We start from the raw sequence: 23,593 nt of genomic DNA, 5'->3' as shown, positions 1-23,593 counted from the left end.
ATCACGCCTTCCTGGGGACTGAACGGCGCATCCGCCGCCGGACGACGGTGGCAACGCTGACACCCAGGGCCGCGCCGGAGAGGACGTCCGACGGGTAGTGCACACCGAGCAGGACGCGGGACACGAGCATCGCACCGGTCACCCCGGTCATGAGCGGGCCGCCGAGCATCGGGGCGAACCCGATCGCCGCGGCCGCCGTCGACGTGCTGTGCGCGCTGGGGAAGGACAGCCGGCTGGGAGTGGCCACCAGCGCCGGGACGTCGTCCAGGGCGGGGCGCAACCGGCGGACCACCCGCTTCACCACGACGCCGGCCCCGTGCGCTGCCACGACCCCGGTCACAGCGGCGGCCCAGTCGGCTCGGTCGCGGCCACGCAGCCAGCCAGCGGCACCGAGGGCGATCCACCCGATCGCGTGCTCGCCGAAGTGGGACATGCCCCGGGCCACCGGGACTGCGGGCGTGCCACCCAGGGCGCGCCGCGTGGACCGGAGCAAGGAGTGGTCGAACCGGAGCAGCATCGTGTCGGGGGTTGCGCTCATCGAGGATCGACTGTAGCCGCGCCCCGGCTGCCCGGGCGCCCCTCACAGCACCCCTCCCTCCGGGGCTGTCACTCTGAGACGGTGCCCCACTCCGGTCCAGTCGTGCCCGCCGACCTCCTGACCGCCGCGCTCCGTCGCGACGCCGCCGCTCCCCTGGTGACCTTCTACGACGACGTCTCCGGTGAACGGACCGAGCTCTCGGCCACCACCCTCGCCAACTGGGTGGCCAAGACCGCCAACCTGCTGCAGGAGGAGTTCGACGTCGGCCCGGGCAGCACCGTCGGGCTGGCGCTGCCGGTGCACTGGCAGACCGCCGCAGTGCTGCTCGGGGTCTGGAGCTGCGGGGCGGCGGTGTGGGAGACCGCCGCCGAGGACGACGACCGGCTCACCGACGCCGACGTCGTGCTGGCCGACGCCGACCGGCTGCCCGCACTGGAGGAGCTGGGCCTCGACGAGCTGCTGGGCCTCTCCCTGCACCCCCTGGGCATGGGCATGACCGGGTACACCGGCCCGGCCCGGGACTTCGCGCTCGAGGTGCGCGGCCACGGCGACGTCTTCTCCCCCTGGCAGCCGGTCGACCCCGCCGGGGTCGGTCTGGTGCTCGGCGGGGGGCAGCTGAGCCTGTCCGCCCTGGTCGAGACGGCGACCGAGCTGGCCGGCCGGCTGGGTATGACCGCCGGCGACCGGGTGCTGATCGACCAGCAGACGGCGACGGAGGCCGGGCCGGTCGCCTGGCTGCTGGCGCCGCTGGCGGCCGGGGCCTCGCTCGTGCTCTGCCGGGCGGCCGCACCGTCCGGCCTGCTCCGTCGGGCGGAGACCGAACGGGTCACCGCTACGCTCGGGGTGGAGCTCGACGGGATCCGCGAGCTGGGCCGCCCCGCCTGACGAATCGCCTGCCCAGCCCTCGAACGGACGGTGGTCAGCGCATGGACAAGGTCGTCGCGAGCGCACGGGAGGCCGTGGCCGACGTGCCCGACGGAGCGACCCTCTCGGTCGGCGGGTTCGGGTTGTGCGGGGTACCGGTCGCCCTGATCGACGCACTGCTGGAGCAGGGCGCGTCGGACCTGACGACGATCTCGAACAACTGCGGGGTCGACGATCAGGCGCTGGGGGTGCTGCTCTACGCCGGGCGGATCGCCAAGACGATCAGCTCCTTCGTGGGTGGCAACAAGGAGCTGGCCCGGCTGTACCTCTCCGGGGAGCTGGAGGTCGAGCTGACCCCGCAGGGGTCGCTGGCCGAGCGGCTGCGCGCCGGGGGCACCGGGATCCCCGCCTTCTACACCCCCACCGGGGTGGGCACCCTGGTGGCCGACGGCGGCATCCCGGTGCGCTACGACGCCGAGGGCAACGTGGTGGCCACCAGCGAGCCCAAGGAGGTCCGTCGGTTCGGCGACCAGGACTTCGTGCTGGAGACGGCGCTGACCGCCGACTTCGGCCTGGTCCGTGCGGCGGTCGGTGACCGGCACGGCAACCTGGTCTTCCGCGAATCGGCCCGCAACTTCAACCCGCTGTGCGGCATGGCCGCGGCGATCACCATCGCCGAGGTCGAGCGGCTGGTGGAGCCCGGGCAGATCCCGCCCGAGGCCGTGCACCTGCCCGGGGTGTTCGTGCAACGGGTGGTCGTCGTCGGCGAGGAGGGCAAGCGGATCGAGAAGCGCACCACCCGCCCCCGCCCCGGCGCGGCTGCACCCGCGGCCGCCGGCACCGAGACCACGGAGGCCTGAGATGGCACTGTCCCGCGACGAACTCGCCGCCCGGGTCGCCCTGGACCTGCAGGACGGCCAGTACGTGAACCTCGGCATCGGCATGCCCACCCTGGTGCCCAACCACATCCCCGACGGGGTGCACGTGGTGCTGCAGAGCGAGAACGGCGTGCTCGGGGTCGGCCCCTACCCCTTCGAGGGCGAGGAGGACGCCGACCTGATCAACGCCGGCAAGGAGACGATCACGATCCTGCCCGGGGCCAGCTTCTTCGACTCCTCGCTGTCCTTCGGCATGATCCGCGGCCACCACATCGACGTCGCCGTGCTGGGCGCGATGCAGGTCAACACCCGCGGCGACCTGGCCAACTGGCTGATCCCCGGGAAGATGGTCAACGGGATGGGCGGGGCGATGGACCTCGTCCACGGCGCCCGCGAGGTGATCGTGATGATGGAGCACGTCGCCCGCGACGGCTCCCCCAAGATCGTCGAGGAGTGCTCCCTGCCGCTGACCGGCAAGGGCTGCGTCGACCGCGTCATCACCGACCTGGCCGTCATCGACGTCACCGACACCGGACTGGTGCTCCGCGAGACCGCTCCCGGCGTCACCGTCGCCGACGTCGTCGCCGCCACGGGCGCACCCCTGCAGGTCGACGGCGAGGTGCCCACCATGGGCCTGCCGGCCACCGTGTGAGGAAGAGCCCCCGGGGCAGGAACGAGAGTCGATGACCTTCTCCGTCGTCGCCCGGGACGCCGCGACGGGCGAGCTGGGCATCGCCGTCTCCTCCTGCATCCTGGCCGTCGGCCGGGCCGTGCCCACGGTCCGGCCGGGAGTCGGGGTGATCGCGGTCCAGGCGCGCAGCCGACGGGGACTGGGCACCACCCTGATGGCCGGTCTGGCCGACGGCGCGTCACCGCAGGACCTGGTCCGCCGCGCGGCGCACGCGGCGGAGGACGCCGACCGCCAGATCGCCGTGCTCGATGCGACCGGCCGGGTGGCCGTCGACACCGGCCCAGGCTCGCTGCCCACCAGTGGTCACGTGCTGGGCGAGGGGTGCAGCGTGCAGGGCAACATGCTCGCGTCCCCCGACGTCCTGCCGGCGATGGTGCAGGCCCTCGCCGCGACCGGCGGGGCGCTGGCCGACCGGCTGATCGCCGCGCTGACCGCCGGCCAGGACGCCGGTGGCGACCTGCGTGGCCGGCAGTCCGCCGCGCTGCAGGTGGTCAGCGGCACCCCGGCCACCGAGGACGACGACGGGGTCCGGGTCGACCTGCGGGTCGACGACTCCGGGGACCCGGTCGCCCAGCTGCGGATGCTGCGCAACCTGCAGCGCGCCTACGACGAGCGCGACTACGAGACCCTCGCGGTCTTCGCGCCGGAGGGCGCCCGGGACCTGTACGCGGCACTGGCCGCTTCCCGCCGCGGCGACCGGGCCGCAGCCCGCAGCGCCCTGGAGGCCGTGCGCGCCCGCCCGGGCTGGTCGACGTGGCTGACCTCGATGGCCGGCGACTCCCGGCTGGCTGGGGTCTCCCGGCTGCTGGAATGACCCCCTGCCCCCGCGCGAGCTGCCGGTTAGAGTCCGTCCAGGACGAGGTCGACAGCATGCGACTCGGTGAGGGTGGGAGCACTCAGTGGTCAGCCGAGACCAACCCGTTGCGACCGAGCGCACGGGTTCCTCGAGCGGCCGCACCAGCTGGCCCACCGCCCGGCGCCGTCTGGGTGGCTGGCTCTACCGCCCCACCCCCCGGACCCCCTGGTACGAGGGCGCCGTCGTCCTCCTGCTCTCCGCTGCGGTGGCGCTGTTCCGGCTGCCACCGGGCCGGCTGGACACGATCTGGGCAGAGGACGGCGTCGTCTTCCTGCGCCAGGCCGAGGAGAGCATGGGACTGGATCCCCTCTTCCGGCCGTACTCCGGCTACCTGCACCTGCTCCCCCGGCTGGTCGCCGAGGTCGCCAGCTGGTTGCCGCTGCACCTGGCCGGCCTCGTCTTCAGCATCTCCGCGGCGCTGGTCGTCGGGACCGCCTCCTGGTCGGTGTGGGTGTTCGGGCGGGCCCACCTGCCCTCTCCCTGGCTGCGTGGTGGCCTTGCGGCCGCCGTCGCACTGCTGCCCGCCGGTGGCCTGGAGGCCGTCGACAACGTCGCGAACAGCCACTGGTTCCTGATCTTCGCCGCCTTCTGGGCGCTCATCGGCCGGCGTCAGTCGGCCTGGGGCCACGTCCTGCCCGCCCTCATCGTGATGCTGGCCGCACTGAGCGACCCCCTCGCCGTCGTGCTCCTCCCGCTGGCGCTCGGCCGCCTGGTCCTGCTGCCCCGCCGTGAGTGGTGGGTGGCCGGGACGTACCTCATCGCGATGACCGTCCAGCTGATCGTCGTCCTGTCCGCCGAGCGGACGACCGGCGCACGCCCGGCTGCGATGGAGATCGCCTTCGGCTACGCGCTCCGCGTGGTGTCGACCTCGATCGTGGGCAACGGGGGAACCGGGCGGCTGGTCGGCGCGGGCGGTCGTGAGCTCGTCTGGACGGTCGGGGTGGTGGTCGCGGCCGCGCTGCTCGTCGCCCTCCTGTTCTCCCGGCCCGAACGCCGTCCGCTCATCGTCACGGCGGCCGTCGCCTCGGTCGGGCTGTTCTGCGTGGAGAGCCTCTTCGCCCTCAACGTCGCGTACCCACCGGCCGGGGCGCTGGCGACCGACCTCCACCTGAGCGCGCGCTACACCATCGTGCCGTCGCTGCTGCTCTTGTCGGCGCTCGCTGTGGCTGCCCAGGGCGTCGCTGAGCGGCTGTCAGGCAGCTGGCGCGCGCTCGTCCTGGTGACCGCGCTCCTCCCCGTCGCCCTGATGGCCGGGTTCGACTACCGCGGCGAACCTGACCCGCGCGCCACCGCCCCGGAGTGGTCGGACTCGGTGGAGGAGGCGGTGCAGGAGTGCGCGGCCGGCGGCCCCGAGCAGGTGGTGGTGCTCCCCATCGCTCCCGCCGAGCCCTGGGCCGTCGAGCTGACCTGCGGGATCGTGACCGGCGGCTGACGGCCGGCCGGACCAGCGATCAGCGATCAGCGATCAGCGATCAGCGATCAGCGGAGCACGCTGCGGGCGATCACCATGCCCTGCAGCTGGTCGGTGCCCTCGTGGTGGACCTGCGGGTCGACGACTCCGGCGACCCGGTCGCGCACCAGGTCGCCCGGCCCTGGCGTGGGCACAGGGCAGCCGGCCCGGTGCCCGGAGTTGCCGGTGACCGGCAACCACACCGCGATCGGGATGGCCGGTCACCGACCTGTCCCCCGTCCCGGTGTACGGGCAGGCTGACCCCAGGTCCCCAGGTGCCGGGAGCTGTCCGTGACGGCCGGCGCCTGGACGGAGGACCTGCGGGTCCCCCGTTCCTCCCCGCGCGCCCCGGTCCGGTGGGGGCGTGCTCTCCGCCGTCCCCAGGAGCAGCCCATGCGCACCACCACCACCGCCACCTCCTCCGCGACACCGGGCACCGACTCGGCGTCTTCCCGGTTGCTCCTGGAGGCCCAGCGCGCCGACTGCCTCCGTCAGCGCGAGCTCGCCCTGGCCGAGACGGTCACGTCGGTGCCCGACCCGGTCGCCCTTCGCCGGGCCGACAGCCTGCTGCGCACCATCGAGGAGATCGACGCGGCGCTGGACCGGATCGCGACCGGCACGTACGGCTCCTGCGCGCACTGCGGATCGGCCCTCCCCCCGGAGCGACTCGAGTTCCGCCCGTTCGCAGCGAGCTGCGTCTCCTGCCGGTGACCACACCGACCGCGAGGGGCCGCCCCGTGTCCGCTCCGTCCGCCGCTCGTGCCGTCCCCGACGACCAGCTGCTGTCCGTCACCGCCGTGCGCGGCGACCGGCCGGGTCGTGTCCTCGTCGACGTCACCGGCGAGGTCGACAGCACCACCGCACCGCTGCTCCGGCTGTGCCTGGACAGCCAGACCGCCCAGCAGGAGCTCCGTGAGCTCGTCGTCGACCTCGCCGAGGTCACCGTCCTGGGCCCCGCCGGCGTCACCGTGCTCACCCGGGCGCACCGTCGGTGCCGGCGGCGCGGTGCCCGGCTGGTCCTGCGGTGCGCCGGCCGGCGCACCGTCCTGGACCAGCTGCAGGTGACCCGCCTGGGCTCGCTCGTGGGCGATGCGCCCACCCTGCGACCGGACCGCTGAGACGCCGGTCGGCCCGGCGCCGCGGTCAGCCGCGGCATGCTGGCGTTGCCGAGGTCCGGCAACGCCGGTCCGGGACGCCGGCGGGACGGAGGGGTGCGATGACCGACCGGCAGTCCGGCGACGGACCGGCGGGCGAGGACTGGCTGGACGCCGTGGCAGCGTCGGCAGCCGCCGCCTGTTCCGCCCCGGTGGACCTCCTCGGTGACTACCTGCCGATGCTGGCCGACGCGGCCATCCACGGGCGCCGTCCTGAGCCGCGGGAACTGGCTGCGGTCCGTGAGCTGGGACGGCGAGCGGCGGCCCAGGGTGTCAGTGCCCGGGGCGCGGTGGACCTCTACCTGTCCGCGTCCTGGCGGCTGTGGCGGCAGTTGCCGGCGGTGGTGCGCTCCAGTGACTCGGAGAAGGTGCGCCAGGCCGGCGAGGCGGTGCTGCGGGTCCTCGACGACGCCGTCGGGGTGCTCGTCGACGGCCACCAGTCCGAGCGGCGGGAGATGATCCGCCACGAGGAGGCGCTGCGGCGCGGGTTCGTCGACGACCTGCTCCGCGGCGACGCCGACGTCGCCCGGATGGTCCAGCGCGCCGAGCCCTTCGGCATCGACCTGGGCAAGGCCCACCACGTGGCCCTCGCCGCGGCTCGGGGGCCCGAGAGCCCGGTCGACCGTGCGGCCATCGCGCTGGAGCGGGCCGTCGTGGACCGGTTCGGTGACCGGGACGTGCTGGTCGCCACCAAGGACGCGCGGGTGGTCGTCGTCGTGCCGGCGGGGAGCGCGACCGTGACCTCCCGGGCGGTGGACCTCGGTGCGCTGATCCGTGCCCAGCTCGACCAGGTCGACGGCGGCCGGCGCTGGCGGGTGGCCGCGGGGCGCGCGTTCCCCGGCGCCTACGGCGTCGCCCGGTCCTACGAGGAGGCCCGGGAGGCCCTCGTGTTCGCCGACCGGCTCGGGCTGGACACCGACGTCGTGCACGCCCGCGACCTGCTGGTCTACCGGGTACTGGGCCGGGACCAGGCGGCGATCGCGGACCTGGTCGGTGACGTGCTCGGCCCGCTGCAGCGCAGCCGCAACGGCGCGGGCGTGTTGCTGGAGACCCTGCAGGCGTACTTCGAGGCCGGGGACGTCGCCACCGAGGCCGCCCAGCGGTTGCACGTCTCGGTGCGCACCGTCACCTACCGGCTGGCCCGGGTCGCCGAGCTCAGCGGCTACAGCGTCGGGCGGCCCGACCAGCGGCTGTCCCTGCACGCCGCCGTGCTGGGCGCCCGCCTGCTGGAGTGGCCGGCCAGGCCACTGCCACTGGACACCTGACCCGGACCCGAACTGAGCTGCAGGGACGCCGGTCGACGTCCTACCTCAGGAGGCTCCGGGCGATCACCATGCGCTGCACCTGGTTGGTGCCCTCGTAGATCTGGGTGATCTTGGCGTCGCGCATCATCCGCTCGACGGGGAAGTCCTGGGTGTAGCCGGCCCCGCCGAAGAGCTGGACGGCGTCGGTGGTCACCTGCATGGCGGTGTCGGAGGCGAAGGCCTTGGCCGCAGCGGAGACCCGGGTGACGTCGGCGCGCCCCTGCTCACCGGCGGCAGCTGCCACGTACACCAGGTGCCGCGCTGCCTGGATCTTCATGTCCATGTCGGCGAGCATGAACTGGACGCCCTGGAAGTCGCTGACCGCGGAGCCGAACTGGCGGCGGTCCTTGGTGTAGGCGATCGCGGCGTCCAGTGCCCCCTGGGCGACCCCGACCGCCTGGGCCCCGATGGTCGGCCGGGTGAAGTCCAGCGTCCGCAGCGCCGTCTTGAACCCGGTGCCGGGCTCCCCCACGATCCGGTCGGCGGGGATGGTGCAGTCGGTGAAGTAGAGCTCGCAGGTGGGCGAGCCCTTGATGCCCATCTTCTTCTCCTTGGGGCCCACGGCGAAGCCCGGGTCGTCGCGGTGCACGACGAAGGCGGAGATGCCGTTCGCGCCCTTCTCCGGGTCGGTGACGGCCATGACCGTGAACCACTCCGAGACGCTCGCGTTGGTGATCCACGCCTTGGTGCCGTTGAGCACCCAGCTGTCGCCCTCGAGCCTGGCCCGGGTCCGCATCGCCGCCGCATCGGAGCCGGCCTCGCGCTCGGAGAGCCCGTAGCTGATCATCGCGTCGCCGGCGGCGATCGAGGGCAGCACCCGCTGCTTGAGGTCCTCGGACGCCGACAGGATCACCGGGACCGAGCCGAGCTTGTTCACCGCGGGGATCAGCGAGGCGCTGACGTCGACCCGGGCGACCTCCTCGATCACGATGCAGGTGGCGATCGCGTCGGCGCCCTCACCGCCGTAGACCTCCGGCACGTGCGTGGCGTGGAAGCCCGCCGCGGTGAGCGCCTTCTGGGCCTCCACCGGGTAGCGCGAGTCGGCGTCCACCTCCGCGGCGAAGGGGGCGATCTCCCGTTCGGCGATCTCGCGGACCGCCTCCCGGATCGCCTCGTGCTCCTCGGTCAGCGCGTACAGCCCGGCGTTGTTACCCACCAGTAGATGCTAAGCCCGGCCGGCTGCCCAGGGAAGCGACTCACCCCACGGCGGGGTGGTGATCGGTCAGGGTGCGATCCGCTGCTGCAGCGCGTCGTCCCGGGCGACGACCGACGCCGCCAGGTCCGCCTGGAACCGCTCCACGGCGGCGCGCAACCGGTCGTCGCCGGCCGCCAGGATGCGCACCGCCAGCAGGCCGGCGTTGCGCCCGCCGCCGATCGACACCGTCGCCACTGGGACGCCGGCCGGCATCTGCACGATCGACAACAGGCTGTCCAGCCCGTCCAGCCGGTCCAACGGCCGGGGCACACCGATCACCGGCAGCGGCGTCGCAGCGGCGACCATCCCGGGCAGGTGCGCTGCTCCCCCGGCGCCGGCGATCACCACCCGCAGGCCCCGTCCCGCGGCGGACTCGGCGTAGTCGAGCATCCGCCGCGGGGTGCGGTGCGCGGAGACGACGTGCGCCTCCCACGGGACGTCGAACTCGGCCAGCGCCTGGGCGGCGGGCTCCATCATCGGCCAGTCGGAGTCGCTGCCCATGACGATGCCGACGATCGGGTCGCTCACGGCCACTCCTCAGTGCTCGGTGTCGAAGGCGAACGCGGGGTCGACGACGCCGTCGGCCAGGTAGCGGGCGGCAGCCACCGCGCGGGCCCGCACCTCGGCCAGGTCCTCGCCCAACGCGGTGACGTGACCGAGCTTGCGGCCCCGCCGCTGGCCCTTGCCGTACCAGTGCAGCTTCACGTCGGGCCAGTGCGCCATCAGGTGGTGGACCCGCTCGTCCAGACCCGGCCCGGACCAGTCGTCGGCCGCGGTCGCACCGCCGAGCACGTTGGCCATGACGACCACCGGCGCGGTCATCGCCGTCGACCCCAGCGGGTAGTCCAGGACGGCGCGCAGGTGCTGCTCGAACTGGCTCGTCCGGGCGCCCTCGATGGTCCAGTGCCCGGAGTTGTGCGGGCGCATCGCCAGCTCGTTGACCAGGACCCCGTCGGCGGTCTCGAACAGCTCCACGGCCAGCATGCCCACCACCCCGAGCCGGTCGGCGATCCGGACGGCGAGCTCCTGGGCGGCGGTGGCCAGCTCCTCGGACAGGCCGGGGGCAGGCGCCAGCACCTCGTTGCAGACGCCGTCCCGCTGGATCGTCTCGACGACCGGCCACACCGCGACCTGGCCGAACGGGGACCGGGCGACCTGCGCCGACAGTTCGCGGACCATGCCCACCCGCTCCTCGGCGAGCAGGGTGCCGTGCCGCTCGAGGAGGTCGGCGACCTGGTCGGGGCCGGAGACGACGAACACGCCCTTGCCGTCGTAGCCGCCGCGGGGGGTCTTCAGCACCACCGGCCAGCCGACGCCGTCGGCGAAGGCGGTCACGTCGTGCACCGTGCGGACCTCGGCCCAGGCCGGCTGCGGCTCCCCTGCCTCGGCCAGTGCCCGGCGGAGCACCAGCTTGTCCTGGGCGTGCACCAGGGCAGCGGGGCCGGGGGCGACCCGGTGGCCGTCGGCCTCCAGTGCGCGCAGGTGCTCGGTCGGGACGTGCTCGTGGTCGAAGGTGACCACGGTGGCGCCCGCGGCGAGGCGCCGGAGGTCGGCGAGCTCGTTGTGGTCGCCGAGCTGGACGTCGGCGGCCACGAGGGCCGCGGACTCGGCCGGGTCGGCGGCCAGCACCCGGAGCGACTGGCCCAGCGCGATCGCCGCCTGGTGCGTCATCCGGGACAGCTGGCCCCCGCCGACCATGGCTACGACCGGGAGTCCGGTGCGGCGGTCTGTGGGAGTGCCCATGGTGCCCGGAAGGCTAGATCGCTCGTCCACCCGGCACGCCTCCGGGGTCGCCGGCCCGGTGATCCGGGGCCGACCAGCTGCCCCGGGGCTCCGGCGGGTCCGCGGGACCGGCGTCCCGGCCCGCTCAGGAACGGAAGACCCAGTGGCGGTAGGCGAAGAAGTTCAACCCGGTGAGCAGCGCCACCGCGATCACCTTGGCCAGCACCGCCGGGAGGCCGACCGCCACCAGGCCGGTGACGATCCCCAGGTTGGCGAGGTAGTTGAGCACCACCAGCAGGCCGTACCGGAGCAGCTGGCGGGTGCCGTCGGTGCGGACACCGAAGGTGAAGTACTTGTTGGCCAGGAAGTTGACCACGAAGCTCAGCCAGAAGCCCGCCGTCGTGGCCAGCCACAGCGGCCGCCCCGCGACGTCGTAGAGGAGCCACAGGGTCCCGGCGTCCACGACGAGGCTCAGCAACCCGACGCCGACGTAGCGGACCATCGTGGGCGAGATCCGCGGGAGCCGCGTGGGGGGTGGAACGGTCACGTGGGCACGCTAGTGCAGCGCAGTGCTGCCTCCCGTCAGGCCGCAGGCGACCCGGCGCACCAGCGCGCCGGCGCAGCGCAGGCCCCCGCTCCGCGGGCCTCCTAGGCTGGAGGCATGTCCTTCGACCCACCGGGTGGCCGCCTGCGCAGAGGGTGGCGGCTGCTGCTGAAGGAGTTCAGCGCGTTCGGCGTCGTGGGTGGGATCTGCTTCTTCATCGACATCGGCTTGTTCCAGCTGCTCTACGCGCACCTGGGCACGGGCGCCGTCACGGCCAAGCTGGGCTCGACCCTGGTCTCGATGACGGTGGCCTACCTCGGGCACCGTTACTGGTCGTTCGCCCACCGGGCGCGCACCGGGGTGGGGCGGGAGTACGTGCTCTTCGCCATGATCAACGGCGCGACGCTGCTGCTCGGGCTGGGCATCGTCGCCGCGGTCCGGTACGGCCTCGACCAGGAGAGCGCCCTGGTGATGCAGGCCGCGAACATCGCCTCCATCGTCCTCGGCACCGCCATCCGGTACCTCTCCTACCGTCGCTGGGTGTTCCCGGCCCTCGACTCCGTCCACGCCCGCACCGACCCACGTCAGCCGCTGCTCAGCGACGGCGCCGTCTGACCGGGTCCACCCAGACCTGACCGGCCCGCGAGCCGGTCAGCCCGCGAGCCGGTCAGCTCGCGAGCCGGGAACCCTCCCGGCTCGCGATCACCTCCAGGCGGCTGCTGATCCTGGTCCGCAGCTCCTCGACGTGGCTGATCACGCCGACGGTCCGGCCGCCCCGGCGCAACTCGTCCAGGACGGTCATCACCGCGTCCAGCGACTGCGGGTCCAGGGTGCCGAAGCCCTCGTCGACGAAGAGCGTGTCGATCCGGACCCCACCGCTCTCGGCCGAGACGACGTCGGCCAGGCCCAGGGCGAGGGCCAGGGAGGCCATGAAGCTCTCCCCGCCGGAGAGCGTCTTCGTCGGCCGCCGGGCGCCGGTGTACTCGTCGAGCACGTCCAGTCCCAGCCCGCCCCGAGCCCCGTGCCGGCCCTGGGCGTCGCTGTGCAGGAACGTGTACCGGCCGCCGGACATGTCCCGAAGCCGCCGACTGGCCACGGCCGCGACCTGCTCCAGCCGGGCGGCGAGCACGAAGGACTGCAGCCGCATCCGCAGGGTGTTGGATCCGCGGCCGTTGACCAGGTCGGCGAGCGCGGTGACCTGCTCGGCGTGGGCCCGGCGCTCGTCCAGCTCCACCTCGATCTCGGTGAGGTCGGCGGTCAGCGACTCCAGGGCGTCCGCGCAGCGGCGCACCTCGGCCAGCGAGCCCACGGCGGCCTCCCGGGTGCGGGTCGCGCCGCGGCAGCTGTCGGTCAGCGCGTCCAGGTCCGGCCGGGGTGCGAGGTCGGCCAGCTCCGGTTCGGCGAGCGTCGCGGTGACCACCGACCACCGCTGGTCGTGCTCGGCCACCCGCCGACCGGCCGACGCGGCGGTGGCCCGGTCCAGCAGGGCGTCCGCGGCGGCCAGCAGATCGGGGAACCCGGCGTCGGCGACGCGTTCCTCGGCGAGCCGGCGAGCTGCGTCGGCCGCCGTGCGGGCGCGCAGTTCGGCGCCCTCGGCCTCCACGAGCGCCTCGCACCGTTCGGCCTCGGTGGTGAGGCGGGCGATCCGGGGGGCGATGCCCTGGTCCTCCCCCTGTGCGGCGCGCAGCCGCTGCTGCAGCGCGGCGAGCGTCTCCTGCGCCGCGGCGCGCTCGGCGGTCAGCCGCGCCAGCTCCTCACGGGCTGTGGCGGCGGCCGCCAGCGCGGCGTCCCGCTGGGCCGCCAGCGCGGTCAGCGCCCGGCGTGCACCGTCCAGGGCCCCGGCCGCGGTGCGCGCCTGCGCCTCCTGGTGAGCGGCCTCGGCGAGGGCGGCCTCCTTGTCGGCCAACGGCTCCGGCCCGGCCTGGGCACGGAGCACCGCGAGCTCCCGGTCGGTCTCCTCGAGGGCGGTGCGCAGGACGGCGAGCCGGGCCTCGCTCTCCTCCGCGGCCGTGCGGGCGGCGTCCTCGTCGGCCTGGGTCACCACGGTGCCGTCGTGCTGGGCCAGCCGGGGGTGCTCCAGCGCACCGCACACCGGGCAGTCCTGGCCGTCGGCCAGGCCGGCGGCCAACTCGGCGGCCATCCCGTCCAGCCGCCGGGTGCGCAGGTCGCCCCACGTCTCCCGGGCGTCCAGCCAGGCCTCCCGGGCGGCGTCGACGTCGCTGCGCTGCTGCTCCCGCCGGCCGGCCAGCGAGCCGGCGGCCCGTGCCGCGGCGAGGGCGGTGCGCCGGCCCTCGAGCACGGCGGTCAGCCCGGGCAGGCTCGACGCCGCCTCCGCGGCCTCACCGACCCGGCCCTCTTGCTCGGCCAGCCGCGTCGGCCACTCCTGCGCGGCCACCTCGTCCTGGGCGCAGCGCGTCTGCAGCGTCTCGACCCGGCGCGTGACCTCGCCGACCTCGCGGGCCAGTGCGGCGGCGCGGTCGACGTCGGGCAGCAGAGCCCGCAGCGCCGCGACCTCGTCGCGCAGGGCCCGCGCCAGCACGGTGTCGGCCGGGCGGCCGGCGGCCACCTCCGTCCAGCGGTGGCGGACCGACTCCAGGTGCGCCGCGGCGCCCTCGGCGTCCAGCGCCGCACGACCGGCCGCCTCCAGCACGTCCCGCACCGGCTCTGCCCGGCCGCCGGCATCCAGCGCCGCACGGAGGGGCACCAGCTCGGCCTCCTCGGCCTGCAGCCGGCCGAGCTCGGCCCGCGCCCGGTCACGCCGGGTGTGCCGGTCGACCTCGGCCCGGGCGGCGGCCAACACGGCGTCGACCCGCTCGACCTCGGCGGCCGCCCGCTCCGCCTCGACCTCCTGGTCGGCCAGCCGGCTGGCGACCTCCGCCCGGACGCGCTGCACCCAGGCGCCGGCCGAGGCGTGCGGCGCGGCACCGACCAGCTCCGGGGCCAGCTCCTCGGGCACGTCGACGTCGGCCACCTGCGCCACCCGGGCGAGCAGCGTGCTGGCCCGCAGCCGCGCCTCGTCCCACTGCCCACGGGCGACGGACCGCTGGTCGGCCAGCCACTCCTCGACCCGGGCGAAGCGCCCGACGTCGAAGAGGGTGCGGAGCAGCCGGCCGCGGTCCTCCGGCTCGGCCCGCAGGAACCGCGCGAAGTCACCTTGCGGGAGCAGCACGACCTGGCAGAACTGCTCGGCCGAGAGACCCAGCCGGCTGCGCAGGTGCTCGGAGCCCTCGTCGATCCGGGTGCTGACCGGCTCCCAGCCGGCCGCCGTCCAGCGCTGCACGGTGAGCTTGGCCTGCTCGGTCGTCCAGCCGGTGCCGCGCCGCTTGGGCCGCTGCTGCTCGGGCCGGCGGGTGACCAGCAACCGCTCCCCGCCGAGGGTGACCTCGCACTCCACCTCGGTGCGGACCTGCGCGCCGGCGTGGTCGCTGCGCAGCCGCTTCTCCTCGCCCCGGGCTCCCGGGACGGTGCCGTAGAGGGCGTACACCACCGCGTCGAGCAGCGTCGTCTTGCCGGCGCCGGTCGGGCCCCAGAGCAGGAACAGCCCGTCCCGGCCCACGTCGTCCAGGTCGACCTCGACCCGGTCGGCGAACGGCCCGAAGGCGGTCAGCGAGAGGGTGTGGACCCTCATGCCAGCGCCTCCTCGTGCGCAGCCGCGGCCAGCGCGCGGCCCAGCAGCTCGAGCTCGGCCGGGGTGGCGCCCACCGTGCGGACGTGGGAGACGAACTCCCCGGCGACCTCCAGGTCACTGCGGCCGGCCAGCCGCTCGGTGTAGCTGCGCTGGTCGCCGGCCGGGCCCGTGCCGGCCCACTCCAGGTGCACGGCGTGCGGGAAGCGGCCCTGCAGCTGGCGCATCGGGTCGGCCGGCCGGATCGCGTCGGTGAGCTGGGCGGAGACGAAGTGCTCGGTCACCGCCGCCAGCTCCGGATCGGCGAGCAGCTCGGCGAGCTCGCCGCGCAGCACGGTCAGCGGCCGAGGTGTCGGGAGCGGGACCGGCCGCACCTCGGCCAGCCCGGAGGCGTCGAGGTCGACCAGCCAGGCCTGCTTCTGCTGACCGGCCTCGCCGAAGGAGTAGGCGAGCGGCGAACCGCTGTAGCGGATCCGGTCGCTGAGCGACTGCGGCCGGTGCAGGTGGCCCAGGGCGACGTAGTCGACTCCGTCGAAGACCGCGGCAGAGACCAGGTCGACCCCGCCCACGCAGATGTCCCGCTCGCTCTCACTGGGGAGCCCGCCGCCGACGAAGGCGTGCGCCAGCACGACCGACCGGGTGCGCGGGCGGAGGAACAGGTCGGCCCGGACCCGGTCCATCGCCGCGCCCACGACCGCCTCGTGGCCACGGGCGTCGGGCAGCCCCAGTTCGTGCCGGGCCACCTCCGGCTCGAGGTAGGGCAGGCCGTAGACCGCGACGTCACCGTGCTCGTCGTGCAGGAGCACCGGCTCGTCGAGCGCCGGGGTGAGCGCCCGGACGTACACCCCGGATCGGGCCAGCAGCCCGGCACCGAACCCGAGTCGCCGGGCCGAGTCGTGGTTGCCGGGGGTGAGGACCACCTGGGCGCCCGCGCTGCGCAGCCGCATCAGCACCCGGTCCAGCACACCGGTGGCGTCCGCCGAGGGGACGGCGCGGTCGTAGACGTCGCCGGCGACCAGGACCACGTCGACGGACTCCGCGCGGACGACGTCGGCCAGCACGCCCAGCACCTGCTCCTGCTCGGCGAGCAGGTCGGTGCCGTGCAGAGAGCGGCCGATGTGCCAGTCCGAGGTGTGCAGCAGCCGCATGCCCGGGACGTTAGGTGGCCCCTCCGACAGAACCGTCCAGGCACGCCGTGACGGACCGGTCCGGCAGGCGCCGGGGGTACTCGTACGGCTCAGAACTGCTGGGTCGGGTGCATGTCCCCCCGGTGGTACTCGCCCAGGTACGCGGCACTCTCCCGGGCCCGCCGGTCGGCGTCCTCCTCGACGAGCTGGTTGAGCAGCTGCTGCACCCCCTCGCTGTCCGGGATCGCCCGGAACACGGTCGGGCCGCCCTCGCCCGCCGTCTCGATCGAGACGGTGCCGGAGTTGACCAGCCGCTCCCCCAGGGTCTGCCGGTAGGAGACGTCGGTGATCCGCGACAGTCCGATGTCCCGGCCGTGCCGGGCCAGGATGCCGACCCGGTACAGCAGCCGGTGGGTGGTGATCACGTAGTGCGTGGTGCGCCAGCGCAGCAGCGGGGCGACGACCAGCAACACCGCGAGGACGACGGCGACGCCGACGACGACCAGCCGGTACGTCCCCTGCTGGTCCCCCGCGGGGACGACGGCGGCGCCGAAGGAGGCCAGTCCGACCAGCGCCAGGAACGCCACGATCGGCCAGAAGACGGTCAGCCAGTGCGGGTGCAGGTGGCGGACGACCTCCTCGTCGCCGGCCAGGACCTTGTCCGGATAGGCCATGAGGACAGGATGGTGCACCAGCGCCTCGCCGTCACCGCTCTGCGCGCGCGTGTCGGGCCGACCGGCGACCGGCGATCAGATGGCGACCTGGGCCGGCAGGCAGTCGGTCTGCGACTCCACCGGAGCCGCCCGTCGGGGGCTCGGCACCGACGGCACGGCCGCCGAGACCGAGGTCCGGAGTCCCTGCGGCAGGCTCGGGTCGACCTGCGCGGCGGCGACCGCGTGCAGCCGCGCGCGAGGGACCGCGGGCGACACGCGCCCCGCAGCCGCGACCCGGACCTGCGGTCTGGCCGCCGGCCGCCGGGTCGGCCGGAGCAGACCCACCAGGGCTCGGCGCGCCGGCTCCTCCACGAGGTGGTGGAGCGCCGCACTGACCGGCAGCGTCGCGAGCAGCAGGAACGGCATCCCCAGGGTGATCGCCGGGGTCATCACCCACCGCTGGGCGGGGTCCTGCCACAGGACGGTGCACATCACGTCCAGGAGCAGGTAGTGCGTCAGGTACAGGCAGTAGGAGATCCTGCCGCCGTAGACGAGGGCAGGGGTCGCGAGCACCCGGGCCGGTCCCCGGGTGGTCAGGGCGAGCCCGGCGATGAGCCCGGGGAAGGCCAGCACGCCCACCTGCGAGTAGTCGGCCAGCTCGCCGCCACGCCGCCAGCTGGCCCAGAAGCAGATCATGACGAGCAGGAAGATGCTGGCGACCGAGAGGGCCAGGCCGATCGACTCCGTGCGCGCGCTCGGCCGCACGTCCCGCAGGGCGAGCGCCACGAACACCCCGGCGAGGAAGCCGCAGGCGATCCGGAGGACCCAGCTCGAGTCGACGTCCATCGGCCCGGTCCGGTAGGCGATGAGGGCCAGCGGCACGACCGCCGCGTGGGCCAGCCCGAGGTTGACCACCGGGTGCAGGTGGCGCAGCGGGCGCAGCAGCACGGCGAGCACGGGGAACGCGAGGTAGGCGGTCCACTCGGCACTGATGGACCATCCGGGCGCCACGAAGCTGGCGCCCACCATGTTCGGCATGCCCCACATCTGGGTCATGCTGAGCTGGCGGGCGATCGCCTCCACCGACACCTCGGGGTGGACCGTGTAGACGTCCGCGGTCCGGCCGCTGGCCCGCACCAGGAACAGCCAGCCACCCATCAGCACCGTCACCAGCGCCCAGGCGGGCCAGACCCGCGCGAACCGGTTGAACAGGAACCGACCGACCGTGCGCGGGGTCGGACGACGGCCGCACTCGTCGAGGTAACCGCGGGCCAGCAGGAAGCCGCTGAGGATGAAGAAGAGCTCCACCCCGATCCAGCCCGCCCCGAGGACCGCCCGCACGAACACGAACTGGTCGGTGTACGGGGTCAGGAAGACGCCGAAGTGGACCAGCACCACCCAGCCGGCCGCGACGATGCGCAGACCGGTCAGGGCACGGATCTCGGTCTGCCCGGTGCGGGCTGCGGCCGGGGAGGCATGCGCTGGAGTTGGCACTGGCGTCCTTCGTTCATGGTCGACCTCAGCTGGGAAGTCCGTGAACGGAAAGTTATCGACCGATGACGCCGAGTTGAGTCGACGACACCACCAAGTGCCCTGCGTCTGTTGTGCGAAGCCGACAAGTCGGCACACCTGTCACACCAGCCCCCGGGCCCGGCGGACCAGGTCCGGCACCGTCACCGCCCGCGCACGTGTCGGACGTCGCCGGAGGCGAGCTCCAGGACCGCGGCGTCGGTGCGGACGACGAGCCGACCGTCCCAGTCCACTGCCTCGGCGACCCCGTCGAGCATCGAGCCGTCGGGCATCGTCACGGCGACGGCGGCCCCCACGGTGCTGCACCAGGCCAGGTAGTCCTGGGCGAGGCCGGAGGAGACCGGGTCACCCAGCACCTGCGACCAGCGGGCGTAGCGCTGCTCCAGGGTCCGCAGGAAGGCCAGCAGCACCGCCGGCCGGTCGACCGGCTCGCCCCGCACCAGCTCCAGGGAGGTGCCGGTGTCGGGCAGCTCGTCGGTACGGGTCGAGACGTTGAGCCCGACGCCCACCACCACGGCGTTGCCCGAGCTCTCGGCCAGGATGCCGGCCAGCTTCCGGCCGTCGGCTGCGAGCAGGTCGTTGGGCCACTTCAGCGAGGTCCGGACGCCGGCCACCTCCCCGACCGCCTCGGCCAGCGCCACCCCGGTCAGCAGCGAGAGCCAGGCCCGCCGGGCCGCCGGGACGTCGGGCCGCAGCAGCACCGAGACCGTCAGCCCCGCCCGCGGCGGGGAGACCCAGGTGCGGTCCAGCCGTCCGCGCCCGGCCTCCTGGTGCTCGGCCACCAGCACCAGCCCCTCGGCAGCGCCGTCGGCCGCCCGGGCGACCAGCTCGGCGTTCGTCGACCCGATCGCCTCGACCACCTCGACCGCCCGCCACAGACCGCTGCCGGGGGTGAGGGCGGCGGTCAGCGCGGCGGCGTCGAGGCCCGGCCGGTCGGCGGGAGGAGCTGCGGTGCGGGGGCTGTCGGGCACGTCACCTACGCTACGGCGCTGTGAGTGCCGCCGAACTGGAGAGCGCGGGAGAACCCGTCCCCGCCGACCTCGACCTGCACACCACCGCCGGCAAGCTGGCCGACTTCGAGCGGCGGGTGGAGGAAGCGACGCACGCCGGGTCGCAGCGGGCGGTCGACAAGCAGCACGCCGCCGGGAAGATGACCGCCCGGGAGCGGATCGAGGCGCTGCTGGACCCGGGCTCGTTCACCGAGCTCGACGAGTTCGCCCGGCACCGCTCCAGCAACTTCGGCATGGACGCCAAGCGGCCCTTCGGGGACGGCGTCGTCACCGGGTACGGCACGGTCGACGGCCGGCCGGTCTGCGTCTTCTCCCAGGACGTCACCGTGTTCGGCGGCAGCCTCGGCGAGGTCTACGGCGAGAAGATCGTCAAGGTGCTGGACCTGGCCATGCGCAACGGCTGCCCGGTCATCGGCATCAACGAGGGCGGTGGCGCCCGGATCCAGGAGGGCGTGGTCTCCCTCGGCCTCTACGCCGAGATCTTCCGGCGCAACGTGCACGCCTCCGGGGTCATCCCGCAGATCTCCCTGGTGATGGGTGCCGCCGCCGGTGGCCACGTCTACTCCCCCGCGCTCACCGACTTCATCGTCATGGTCGACAAGACCAGCCAGATGTTCATCACCGGCCCCGACGTGGTGAAGACGGTGACCGGGGAGGACGTGACGCTGGAGGAGCTCGGCGGCGCCCGCACCCACAACACCAAGTCCGGCGTCGCGCACTACCTGGCCGAGGACGAGGCCGACGCGCTGGACTACGTGAAGGCCCTGCTGTCGCACCTGCCCAGCAACAACCTCGACCCCCTGCCGGCGGTCGAGGTCGCCCCGGTCGACATCACCCTCCCCGAGGCGCTCACCGACGACGACCGCGAGCTGGACACCTTCATCCCGGACTCGCCGAACACGCCCTACGACATGCACACCGTCGTCGAGCACGTGCTCGACGACGGGGAGTTCCTCGAGGTCCAGGCGCTGTTCGGCCCCAACATCCTCACCGGCTTCGGCCGGGTCGAGGGCCGCCCGGTCGGCGTCGTGGCCAACCAGCCCACCCAGCTCGCCGGCACGCTGGACATCGACGCCAGCGAGAAGGCCGCGCGCTTCGTGCGCACCTGCGACGCCTTCAACATCCCGGTGCTCACCTTCGTCGACGTCCCCGGGTTCCTGCCCGGCACCTCGCAGGAGTGGGACGGGATCATCCGCCGGGGCGCCAAGCTGATCTACGCCTACGCGGAGGCGACCGTCCCGAAGATCACCGTGATCACCCGCAAGGCCTACGGCGGTGCGTACGACGTGATGGGCTCCAAGCACCTGGGGGCCGACGTCAACCTGGCCTGGCCGACCGCGCAGATCGCGGTGATCGGTGCGCAGGGGGCCGTCGGCATCCTCTACCGCAAGGAGCTGGCCGCGGCCGAGGACCCGGAGTCGCTGCGCGCCGAGCTGGTCACCGACTACGAGGACACGCTGGCCAACCCCTACATCGCCGCCGACCGCGGGTACGTCGACGCGGTGATCCCGCCCTCGCACACCCGCGTCCACGTCGTCCGGGCGCTGCGGCTGCTGGCCAACAAGCGCCAGACCCTGCCCGCCAAGAAGCACGGGAACATCCCCCTCTGATGACCGAACAGATCCAGCCTCCACTGCTGCAGGTGGTCCGCGGCGAGCCGAGTGCCGAGGAGCTCGCCGCACTGACCGTCGTCGTCGCGGCCCTGTCCCAGCGCCGTCCCCGTCGGCGTCCCACCCCGGTCGGGGCCTGGATCGAGCGGGCCGACGTGCTGCGCCGGCCGCTGCTGGCCGGCCCCGGTGGCTGGCGCGCCTCGGGGCGGGCGTCATGAGCCGCCGCCTCGTGCTCGCCTCCCAGTCCCCGGCCCGGTTGCAGCTGATGCGCCAGGCGGGGCTGAACCCCGAGGTGGTGGTCAGCGGCGTCGACGAGACGGCGGTGACCGCGCCCCGGGTCGGTGAACTGGTCGCCCTGCTGGCCGCGGCCAAGGCCGCAGCCGTCGCCAAGGACCAGACCGACGCGGTGGTGATCGGCGCCGACTCGGTGCTCGAGTTCCGCGGCCAGGCGCTCGGCAAGCCGTCCGACACCGCCGATGCGCGGGCCCGCTGGCAGCGGATGGGCGGGCGCAGCGGCGTGCTGCACACCGGGCAGGCGGTCCTCGACGTGCGGGACGGCGGCGTGGCCCAGCGGGACGTCGGCGTCTCCTCCACCGTGGTGCACTTCGCCACGCCGTCACCGGCGGAGCTGGAGGCCTACCTCGCCACCGGTGAACCGCTGGGCGTGGCCGGCGCGTTCACCCTCGACGGGCTGGGCGCACCGTTCGTCCGCCGGATCGAGGGCGACCCCTCCGCGGTGCTCGGCCTCTCACTGCCGCTGCTGCGCACCCAGCTCGCCAAGCTCGGCCTGGCGATCACCGACCTCTGGCGACGCTGACCACCCGGCACCCGTCAGCCCGCCCCGCCACTCAAGGGAGAACCAACGTGCAGAAGGTCCTGATCGCCAACCGCGGGGAGATCGCGGTGCGGGTGGCGCGCGCCTGCCGGGACGCCGGGCTGACCAGCGTCGCGGTGTACGCCGAGCCCGACCGGGACGCCCTGCACGTGCGCACCGCCGACGAGGCCTTCGCCCTCGGCGGGAACACCCCGGGCGAGTCCTACCTGGTGATCGACAAGATCATCGACGCAGCCCACCGGTCCGGCGCGGACGCCGTGCACCCCGGCTACGGCTTCCTGTCGGAGAACGCCGACTTCGCGCAGGCGGTCCTCGACGCCGGGCTCACCTGGATCGGCCCCTCACCGCAGGCGATCATCGACCTCGGCGACAAGGTCGCCGCCCGGCACATCGCCACCCGCGCCGGCGCCCCGCTGGTGCCCGGCACCAAGGACCCGGTGGCGGACGCCGACGAGGTGGTCGCCTTCGCCCAGGAGCACGGCCTGCCGGTGGCGATCAAGGCCGCCTTCGGCGGCGGCGGTCGCGGCCTGAAGGTCGCCCGCACCCTCGAGGAGATCCCCGAGCTGTTCGACTCCGCGGTGCGCGAGGCCGTCTCGGCGTTCGGCCGCGGCGAGTGCTTCGTCGAGCGGTTCCTGGACAAGCCGCGGCACGTGGAGGCGCAGGTGCTGGCCGACACGCACGGCACCGTGATCGTGGTCGGCACCCGGGACTGCTCGCTGCAGCGGCGCAACCAGAAGCTGGTCGAGGAGGCGCCCGCGCCGTTCCTCACCGACGAGCAGCGGGAGCGGATCCACTCCTCGGCCAAGGCCATCTGCGCCGAGGCCGGCTACGTCGGCGCCGGGACCGTGGAGTACCTGGTCGGCACCGACGGCTCGATCTCCTTCCTGGAGGTCAACACCCGGCTGCAGGTCGAGCACCCGGTCAGCGAGGAGACCTCCGGGATCGACCTGGTGCGCCAGCAGTTCCGGATCGCCGAGGGCCTGCCACTGGAGATCACCGAGGACCCCACCCCGCGCGGGCACAGCATCGAGTTCCGGATCAACGCCGAGGACGCCGGCCGCAACTTCATGCCCGCTCCAGGCCCGGTGACCCGGCTGGAGATCCCGCAGGGCCCGGGTGTGCGCTGGGACTCCGGGGTCGAGACCGGCGGCGAGGTGGCCGGTGCGTTCGACTCGATGCTGGCCAAGCTCATCGTCACCGGCTCGACCCGCACCGAGGCCCTGCAGCGGGCCCGCCGCGCGCTGGACGAACTGGTCGTGGAGGGCATGCCGACCGTCGTCCCGTTCCACCGCGCGGTGGTCGCCGACGAGGCCTTCACCAGCGAGCCGTTCACGGTGCACACGCGCTGGATCGAGACCGAGTGGGACAACCAGGTGCAGCCGTACGGCCCCGCGGCGGAGACCGACGAGGCCGAGCCGCGGCAGACCGTCGTGGTGGAGGTCGGCGGCCGCCGGCTGGAGGTGTCGCTGCCCGCCGGGCTGGCCGCGGGTGGGCCGGCGCCGGCCGCGGGTGCAGCCAAGCCGCGCAAGCGCAGCGGGGGTGGCGGGTCGGCCGCGTCGGGTGACTCCCTCACCGCGCCGATGCAGGGCACGATCGTCAAGGTCGCGGTGGCCGACGGCGACACCGTCTCCGCCGGTGACCTGGTGGTCGTGCTGGAGGCGATGAAGATGGAGCAGCCGATCGTGGCGCACCAGGCCGGCACGGTGTCCGGGCTGGCCGCCGAGGTGGGCGCCAGCGTGACCAGCGGCGCGGTCCTCTGCACGATCAACGCCGGGGACTGATCCCGGCCGGCACGCTCGCCGTGCCGACCGGGCTCACAGCTCGAGTCGATCAGGTCGTGCTGATCGTCCGGCAGCCGAGGAGCGAGTTCTGGGACGGGACGTCCACGTCGATCGCGAACACGCACACCCGGTGCGCCCCCGGCGCCACGGTCGTGGACCAGGCGAAGCCGTGCGCGGACCCCGCACCGGAGAACGCCGCACCGATGTCCGGCCGCGACCGGTCAGC

The 23,593-nt window shown here is 74.2% G+C and carries 24 protein-coding genes; 13 read left to right on the top strand and 11 right to left on the bottom strand.

Features of this window, described 5'->3' with window-relative positions; genetic code table 11:
• Nucleotide 1 precedes the first annotated feature (1 nt).
• Nucleotides 2–538: a phosphatase PAP2 family protein gene (locus tag O2W15_RS12880; protein WP_269164505.1), complete on the bottom strand. Its 537-nt coding sequence runs from the start codon at nucleotides 536–538 to the stop codon at nucleotides 2–4.
• A 102-nt stretch (nucleotides 539–640) separates the two neighbouring features.
• Between O2W15_RS12880 and O2W15_RS12875 the strand changes: the two genes are divergently transcribed.
• The 5 genes from O2W15_RS12875 to O2W15_RS12855 all read left to right on the top strand — a co-directional run bounded on the left by O2W15_RS12875 (nucleotide 641) and on the right by O2W15_RS12855 (nucleotide 5,259).
• Nucleotides 641–1,423, top strand: coding sequence for a TIGR03089 family protein (locus O2W15_RS12875; RefSeq protein WP_269179699.1), 783 nt, complete (start codon nucleotides 641–643; stop codon nucleotides 1,421–1,423).
• Between the two features lie 41 nt (nucleotides 1,424–1,464).
• Nucleotides 1,465–2,262: a CoA transferase subunit A gene (locus O2W15_RS12870; RefSeq protein ID WP_269179698.1), complete on the top strand. Its 798-nt coding sequence runs from the start codon at nucleotides 1,465–1,467 to the stop codon at nucleotides 2,260–2,262.
• A 1-nt stretch (nucleotide 2,263) separates the two neighbouring features.
• Nucleotides 2,264–2,932, top strand: coding sequence for a CoA transferase subunit B (locus O2W15_RS12865; protein WP_269179697.1), 669 nt, complete (start codon nucleotides 2,264–2,266; stop codon nucleotides 2,930–2,932).
• A 31-nt stretch (nucleotides 2,933–2,963) separates the two neighbouring features.
• Nucleotides 2,964–3,785 carry a DUF1028 domain-containing protein gene (locus O2W15_RS12860; RefSeq protein WP_269179696.1) on the top strand — a complete coding sequence of 274 codons (822 nt, stop codon included), beginning with the start codon at nucleotides 2,964–2,966 and terminating at the stop codon, nucleotides 3,783–3,785.
• 85 nt (nucleotides 3,786–3,870) lie between these two features.
• The gene (locus tag O2W15_RS12855; protein ID WP_269179695.1) at nucleotides 3,871–5,259 is read left to right on the top strand and encodes a hypothetical protein; all 1,389 of its coding nucleotides are present in this window, start codon (nucleotides 3,871–3,873) and stop codon (nucleotides 5,257–5,259) included.
• 47 nt (nucleotides 5,260–5,306) lie between these two features.
• Here O2W15_RS12855 and O2W15_RS12850 read toward each other — a convergent pair whose 3' ends face one another.
• Nucleotides 5,307–5,432, bottom strand: coding sequence for a hypothetical protein (locus tag O2W15_RS12850; RefSeq protein ID WP_269179694.1), 126 nt, complete (start codon nucleotides 5,430–5,432; stop codon nucleotides 5,307–5,309).
• 238 nt (nucleotides 5,433–5,670) lie between these two features.
• Here O2W15_RS12850 and O2W15_RS12845 point away from each other — a divergent pair, with 238 nt between their 5' ends.
• The 3 genes from O2W15_RS12845 to O2W15_RS12835 all read left to right on the top strand — a co-directional run bounded on the left by O2W15_RS12845 (nucleotide 5,671) and on the right by O2W15_RS12835 (nucleotide 7,696).
• Nucleotides 5,671–5,988 (top strand): TraR/DksA family transcriptional regulator, encoded by a 318-nt coding sequence (locus tag O2W15_RS12845; protein WP_269163055.1) that lies wholly within the window; start codon nucleotides 5,671–5,673, stop codon nucleotides 5,986–5,988.
• A 26-nt stretch (nucleotides 5,989–6,014) separates the two neighbouring features.
• Nucleotides 6,015–6,395, top strand: coding sequence for an STAS domain-containing protein (locus tag O2W15_RS12840; protein ID WP_269163054.1), 381 nt, complete (start codon nucleotides 6,015–6,017; stop codon nucleotides 6,393–6,395).
• 98 nt (nucleotides 6,396–6,493) lie between these two features.
• Nucleotides 6,494–7,696, top strand: coding sequence for a PucR family transcriptional regulator (locus O2W15_RS12835; RefSeq protein WP_269179693.1), 1,203 nt, complete (start codon nucleotides 6,494–6,496; stop codon nucleotides 7,694–7,696).
• A gap of 40 nt (nucleotides 7,697–7,736) precedes the next feature.
• On the opposite strand, the gene O2W15_RS12830 is transcribed toward O2W15_RS12835, so the two are convergent.
• From O2W15_RS12830 to O2W15_RS12815, 4 genes are all read right to left on the bottom strand, one after another.
• A complete protein-coding gene (locus O2W15_RS12830) occupies nucleotides 7,737–8,891 on the bottom strand; it encodes an acyl-CoA dehydrogenase family protein (RefSeq protein WP_269179692.1) in 1,155 nt (384 codons plus the stop codon).
• A gap of 66 nt (nucleotides 8,892–8,957) precedes the next feature.
• Nucleotides 8,958–9,458: a 5-(carboxyamino)imidazole ribonucleotide mutase gene (purE, locus tag O2W15_RS12825; RefSeq protein ID WP_036333774.1), complete on the bottom strand. Its 501-nt coding sequence runs from the start codon at nucleotides 9,456–9,458 to the stop codon at nucleotides 8,958–8,960.
• A gap of 9 nt (nucleotides 9,459–9,467) precedes the next feature.
• Nucleotides 9,468–10,673 carry a 5-(carboxyamino)imidazole ribonucleotide synthase gene (locus tag O2W15_RS12820; RefSeq protein WP_269163051.1) on the bottom strand — a complete coding sequence of 402 codons (1,206 nt, stop codon included), beginning with the start codon at nucleotides 10,671–10,673 and terminating at the stop codon, nucleotides 9,468–9,470.
• A gap of 124 nt (nucleotides 10,674–10,797) precedes the next feature.
• Nucleotides 10,798–11,199, bottom strand: coding sequence for a GtrA family protein (locus tag O2W15_RS12815; protein ID WP_269163050.1), 402 nt, complete (start codon nucleotides 11,197–11,199; stop codon nucleotides 10,798–10,800).
• A 114-nt stretch (nucleotides 11,200–11,313) separates the two neighbouring features.
• Between O2W15_RS12815 and O2W15_RS12810 the strand changes: the two genes are divergently transcribed.
• Nucleotides 11,314–11,811: a GtrA family protein gene (locus O2W15_RS12810; protein WP_269179691.1), complete on the top strand. Its 498-nt coding sequence runs from the start codon at nucleotides 11,314–11,316 to the stop codon at nucleotides 11,809–11,811.
• Between the two features lie 52 nt (nucleotides 11,812–11,863).
• Here O2W15_RS12810 and O2W15_RS12805 read toward each other — a convergent pair whose 3' ends face one another.
• From O2W15_RS12805 to O2W15_RS12785, 5 genes are all read right to left on the bottom strand, one after another.
• The gene (locus O2W15_RS12805; protein ID WP_269179690.1) at nucleotides 11,864–14,824 is read right to left on the bottom strand and encodes an AAA family ATPase; all 2,961 of its coding nucleotides are present in this window, start codon (nucleotides 14,822–14,824) and stop codon (nucleotides 11,864–11,866) included.
• Nucleotides 14,821–15,969: an exonuclease SbcCD subunit D gene (locus tag O2W15_RS12800; protein ID WP_269179689.1), complete on the bottom strand. Its 1,149-nt coding sequence runs from the start codon at nucleotides 15,967–15,969 to the stop codon at nucleotides 14,821–14,823. Before O2W15_RS12800 ends, O2W15_RS12805 begins: the two co-directional genes overlap by 4 nt.
• 89 nt (nucleotides 15,970–16,058) lie before the next feature.
• Nucleotides 16,059–16,622, bottom strand: coding sequence for a PH domain-containing protein (locus O2W15_RS12795; protein ID WP_269179688.1), 564 nt, complete (start codon nucleotides 16,620–16,622; stop codon nucleotides 16,059–16,061).
• A gap of 75 nt (nucleotides 16,623–16,697) precedes the next feature.
• A complete protein-coding gene (locus O2W15_RS12790) occupies nucleotides 16,698–18,095 on the bottom strand; it encodes an acyltransferase family protein (RefSeq protein ID WP_269179687.1) in 1,398 nt (465 codons plus the stop codon).
• A gap of 179 nt (nucleotides 18,096–18,274) precedes the next feature.
• Nucleotides 18,275–19,102: a biotin--[acetyl-CoA-carboxylase] ligase gene (locus tag O2W15_RS12785; RefSeq protein WP_269179686.1), complete on the bottom strand. Its 828-nt coding sequence runs from the start codon at nucleotides 19,100–19,102 to the stop codon at nucleotides 18,275–18,277.
• A 20-nt stretch (nucleotides 19,103–19,122) separates the two neighbouring features.
• On the opposite strand from O2W15_RS12785, the gene O2W15_RS12780 reads away from it, so the two are divergent.
• The 4 genes from O2W15_RS12780 to O2W15_RS12765 are packed head-to-tail and all read left to right on the top strand — an operon-like array spanning nucleotide 19,123 to nucleotide 23,367.
• On the top strand, nucleotides 19,123–20,751 hold the full coding sequence (locus O2W15_RS12780) for an acyl-CoA carboxylase subunit beta (RefSeq protein ID WP_269179685.1): 1,629 nt from the start codon (nucleotides 19,123–19,125) through the stop codon (nucleotides 20,749–20,751).
• The gene (locus O2W15_RS12775) at nucleotides 20,751–20,969 is read left to right on the top strand and encodes an acyl-CoA carboxylase subunit epsilon (protein WP_269163042.1); all 219 of its coding nucleotides are present in this window, start codon (nucleotides 20,751–20,753) and stop codon (nucleotides 20,967–20,969) included. The genes O2W15_RS12780 and O2W15_RS12775 overlap by 1 nt, the downstream gene beginning before the upstream one ends.
• Nucleotides 20,966–21,568: a Maf family protein gene (locus tag O2W15_RS12770; RefSeq protein WP_269179684.1), complete on the top strand. Its 603-nt coding sequence runs from the start codon at nucleotides 20,966–20,968 to the stop codon at nucleotides 21,566–21,568. Before O2W15_RS12775 ends, O2W15_RS12770 begins: the two co-directional genes overlap by 4 nt.
• A gap of 47 nt (nucleotides 21,569–21,615) precedes the next feature.
• Nucleotides 21,616–23,367 (top strand): acetyl/propionyl/methylcrotonyl-CoA carboxylase subunit alpha, encoded by a 1,752-nt coding sequence (locus O2W15_RS12765; RefSeq protein WP_269179683.1) that lies wholly within the window; start codon nucleotides 21,616–21,618, stop codon nucleotides 23,365–23,367.
• Nucleotides 23,368–23,593: the final 226 nt, after the last annotated feature.

Origin of the sequence: Modestobacter sp. VKM Ac-2979, assembly GCF_026967995.1 — a bacterium.
GTDB lineage: Bacteria > Actinomycetota > Actinomycetes > Mycobacteriales > Geodermatophilaceae > Modestobacter.
Note: the sequence above shows the minus strand (reverse complement) of the source record. Positions and strands in the feature narration are given on the sequence as shown.

What these genes read in the sequence shown, in the direction of transcription:
- O2W15_RS12835 (WP_269179693.1), top strand. Translation starts at nt 6,494, where the DNA reads ATGACCGACCGGCAGTCCGGCGACGGACCGGCGGGCGAGGACTGGCTG.
- O2W15_RS12880 (WP_269164505.1), bottom strand. Translation starts at nt 538, where the DNA reads ATGAGCGCAACCCCCGACACGATGCTGCTCCGGTTCGACCACTCCTTG.
- O2W15_RS12810 (WP_269179691.1), top strand. Translation starts at nt 11,314, where the DNA reads ATGTCCTTCGACCCACCGGGTGGCCGCCTGCGCAGAGGGTGGCGGCTG.
- O2W15_RS12845 (WP_269163055.1), top strand. Translation starts at nt 5,671, where the DNA reads ATGCGCACCACCACCACCGCCACCTCCTCCGCGACACCGGGCACCGAC.
- O2W15_RS12870 (WP_269179698.1), top strand. Translation starts at nt 1,465, where the DNA reads ATGGACAAGGTCGTCGCGAGCGCACGGGAGGCCGTGGCCGACGTGCCC.
- O2W15_RS12820 (WP_269163051.1), bottom strand. Translation starts at nt 10,673, where the DNA reads ATGGGCACTCCCACAGACCGCCGCACCGGACTCCCGGTCGTAGCCATG.
- O2W15_RS12805 (WP_269179690.1), bottom strand. Translation starts at nt 14,824, where the DNA reads ATGAGGGTCCACACCCTCTCGCTGACCGCCTTCGGGCCGTTCGCCGAC.
- O2W15_RS12800 (WP_269179689.1), bottom strand. Translation starts at nt 15,969, where the DNA reads ATGCGGCTGCTGCACACCTCGGACTGGCACATCGGCCGCTCTCTGCAC.
- O2W15_RS12865 (WP_269179697.1), top strand. Translation starts at nt 2,264, where the DNA reads ATGGCACTGTCCCGCGACGAACTCGCCGCCCGGGTCGCCCTGGACCTG.
- O2W15_RS12775 (WP_269163042.1), top strand. Translation starts at nt 20,751, where the DNA reads ATGACCGAACAGATCCAGCCTCCACTGCTGCAGGTGGTCCGCGGCGAG.
- O2W15_RS12770 (WP_269179684.1), top strand. Translation starts at nt 20,966, where the DNA reads ATGAGCCGCCGCCTCGTGCTCGCCTCCCAGTCCCCGGCCCGGTTGCAG.
- O2W15_RS12795 (WP_269179688.1), bottom strand. Translation starts at nt 16,622, where the DNA reads ATGGCCTATCCGGACAAGGTCCTGGCCGGCGACGAGGAGGTCGTCCGC.
- O2W15_RS12860 (WP_269179696.1), top strand. Translation starts at nt 2,964, where the DNA reads ATGACCTTCTCCGTCGTCGCCCGGGACGCCGCGACGGGCGAGCTGGGC.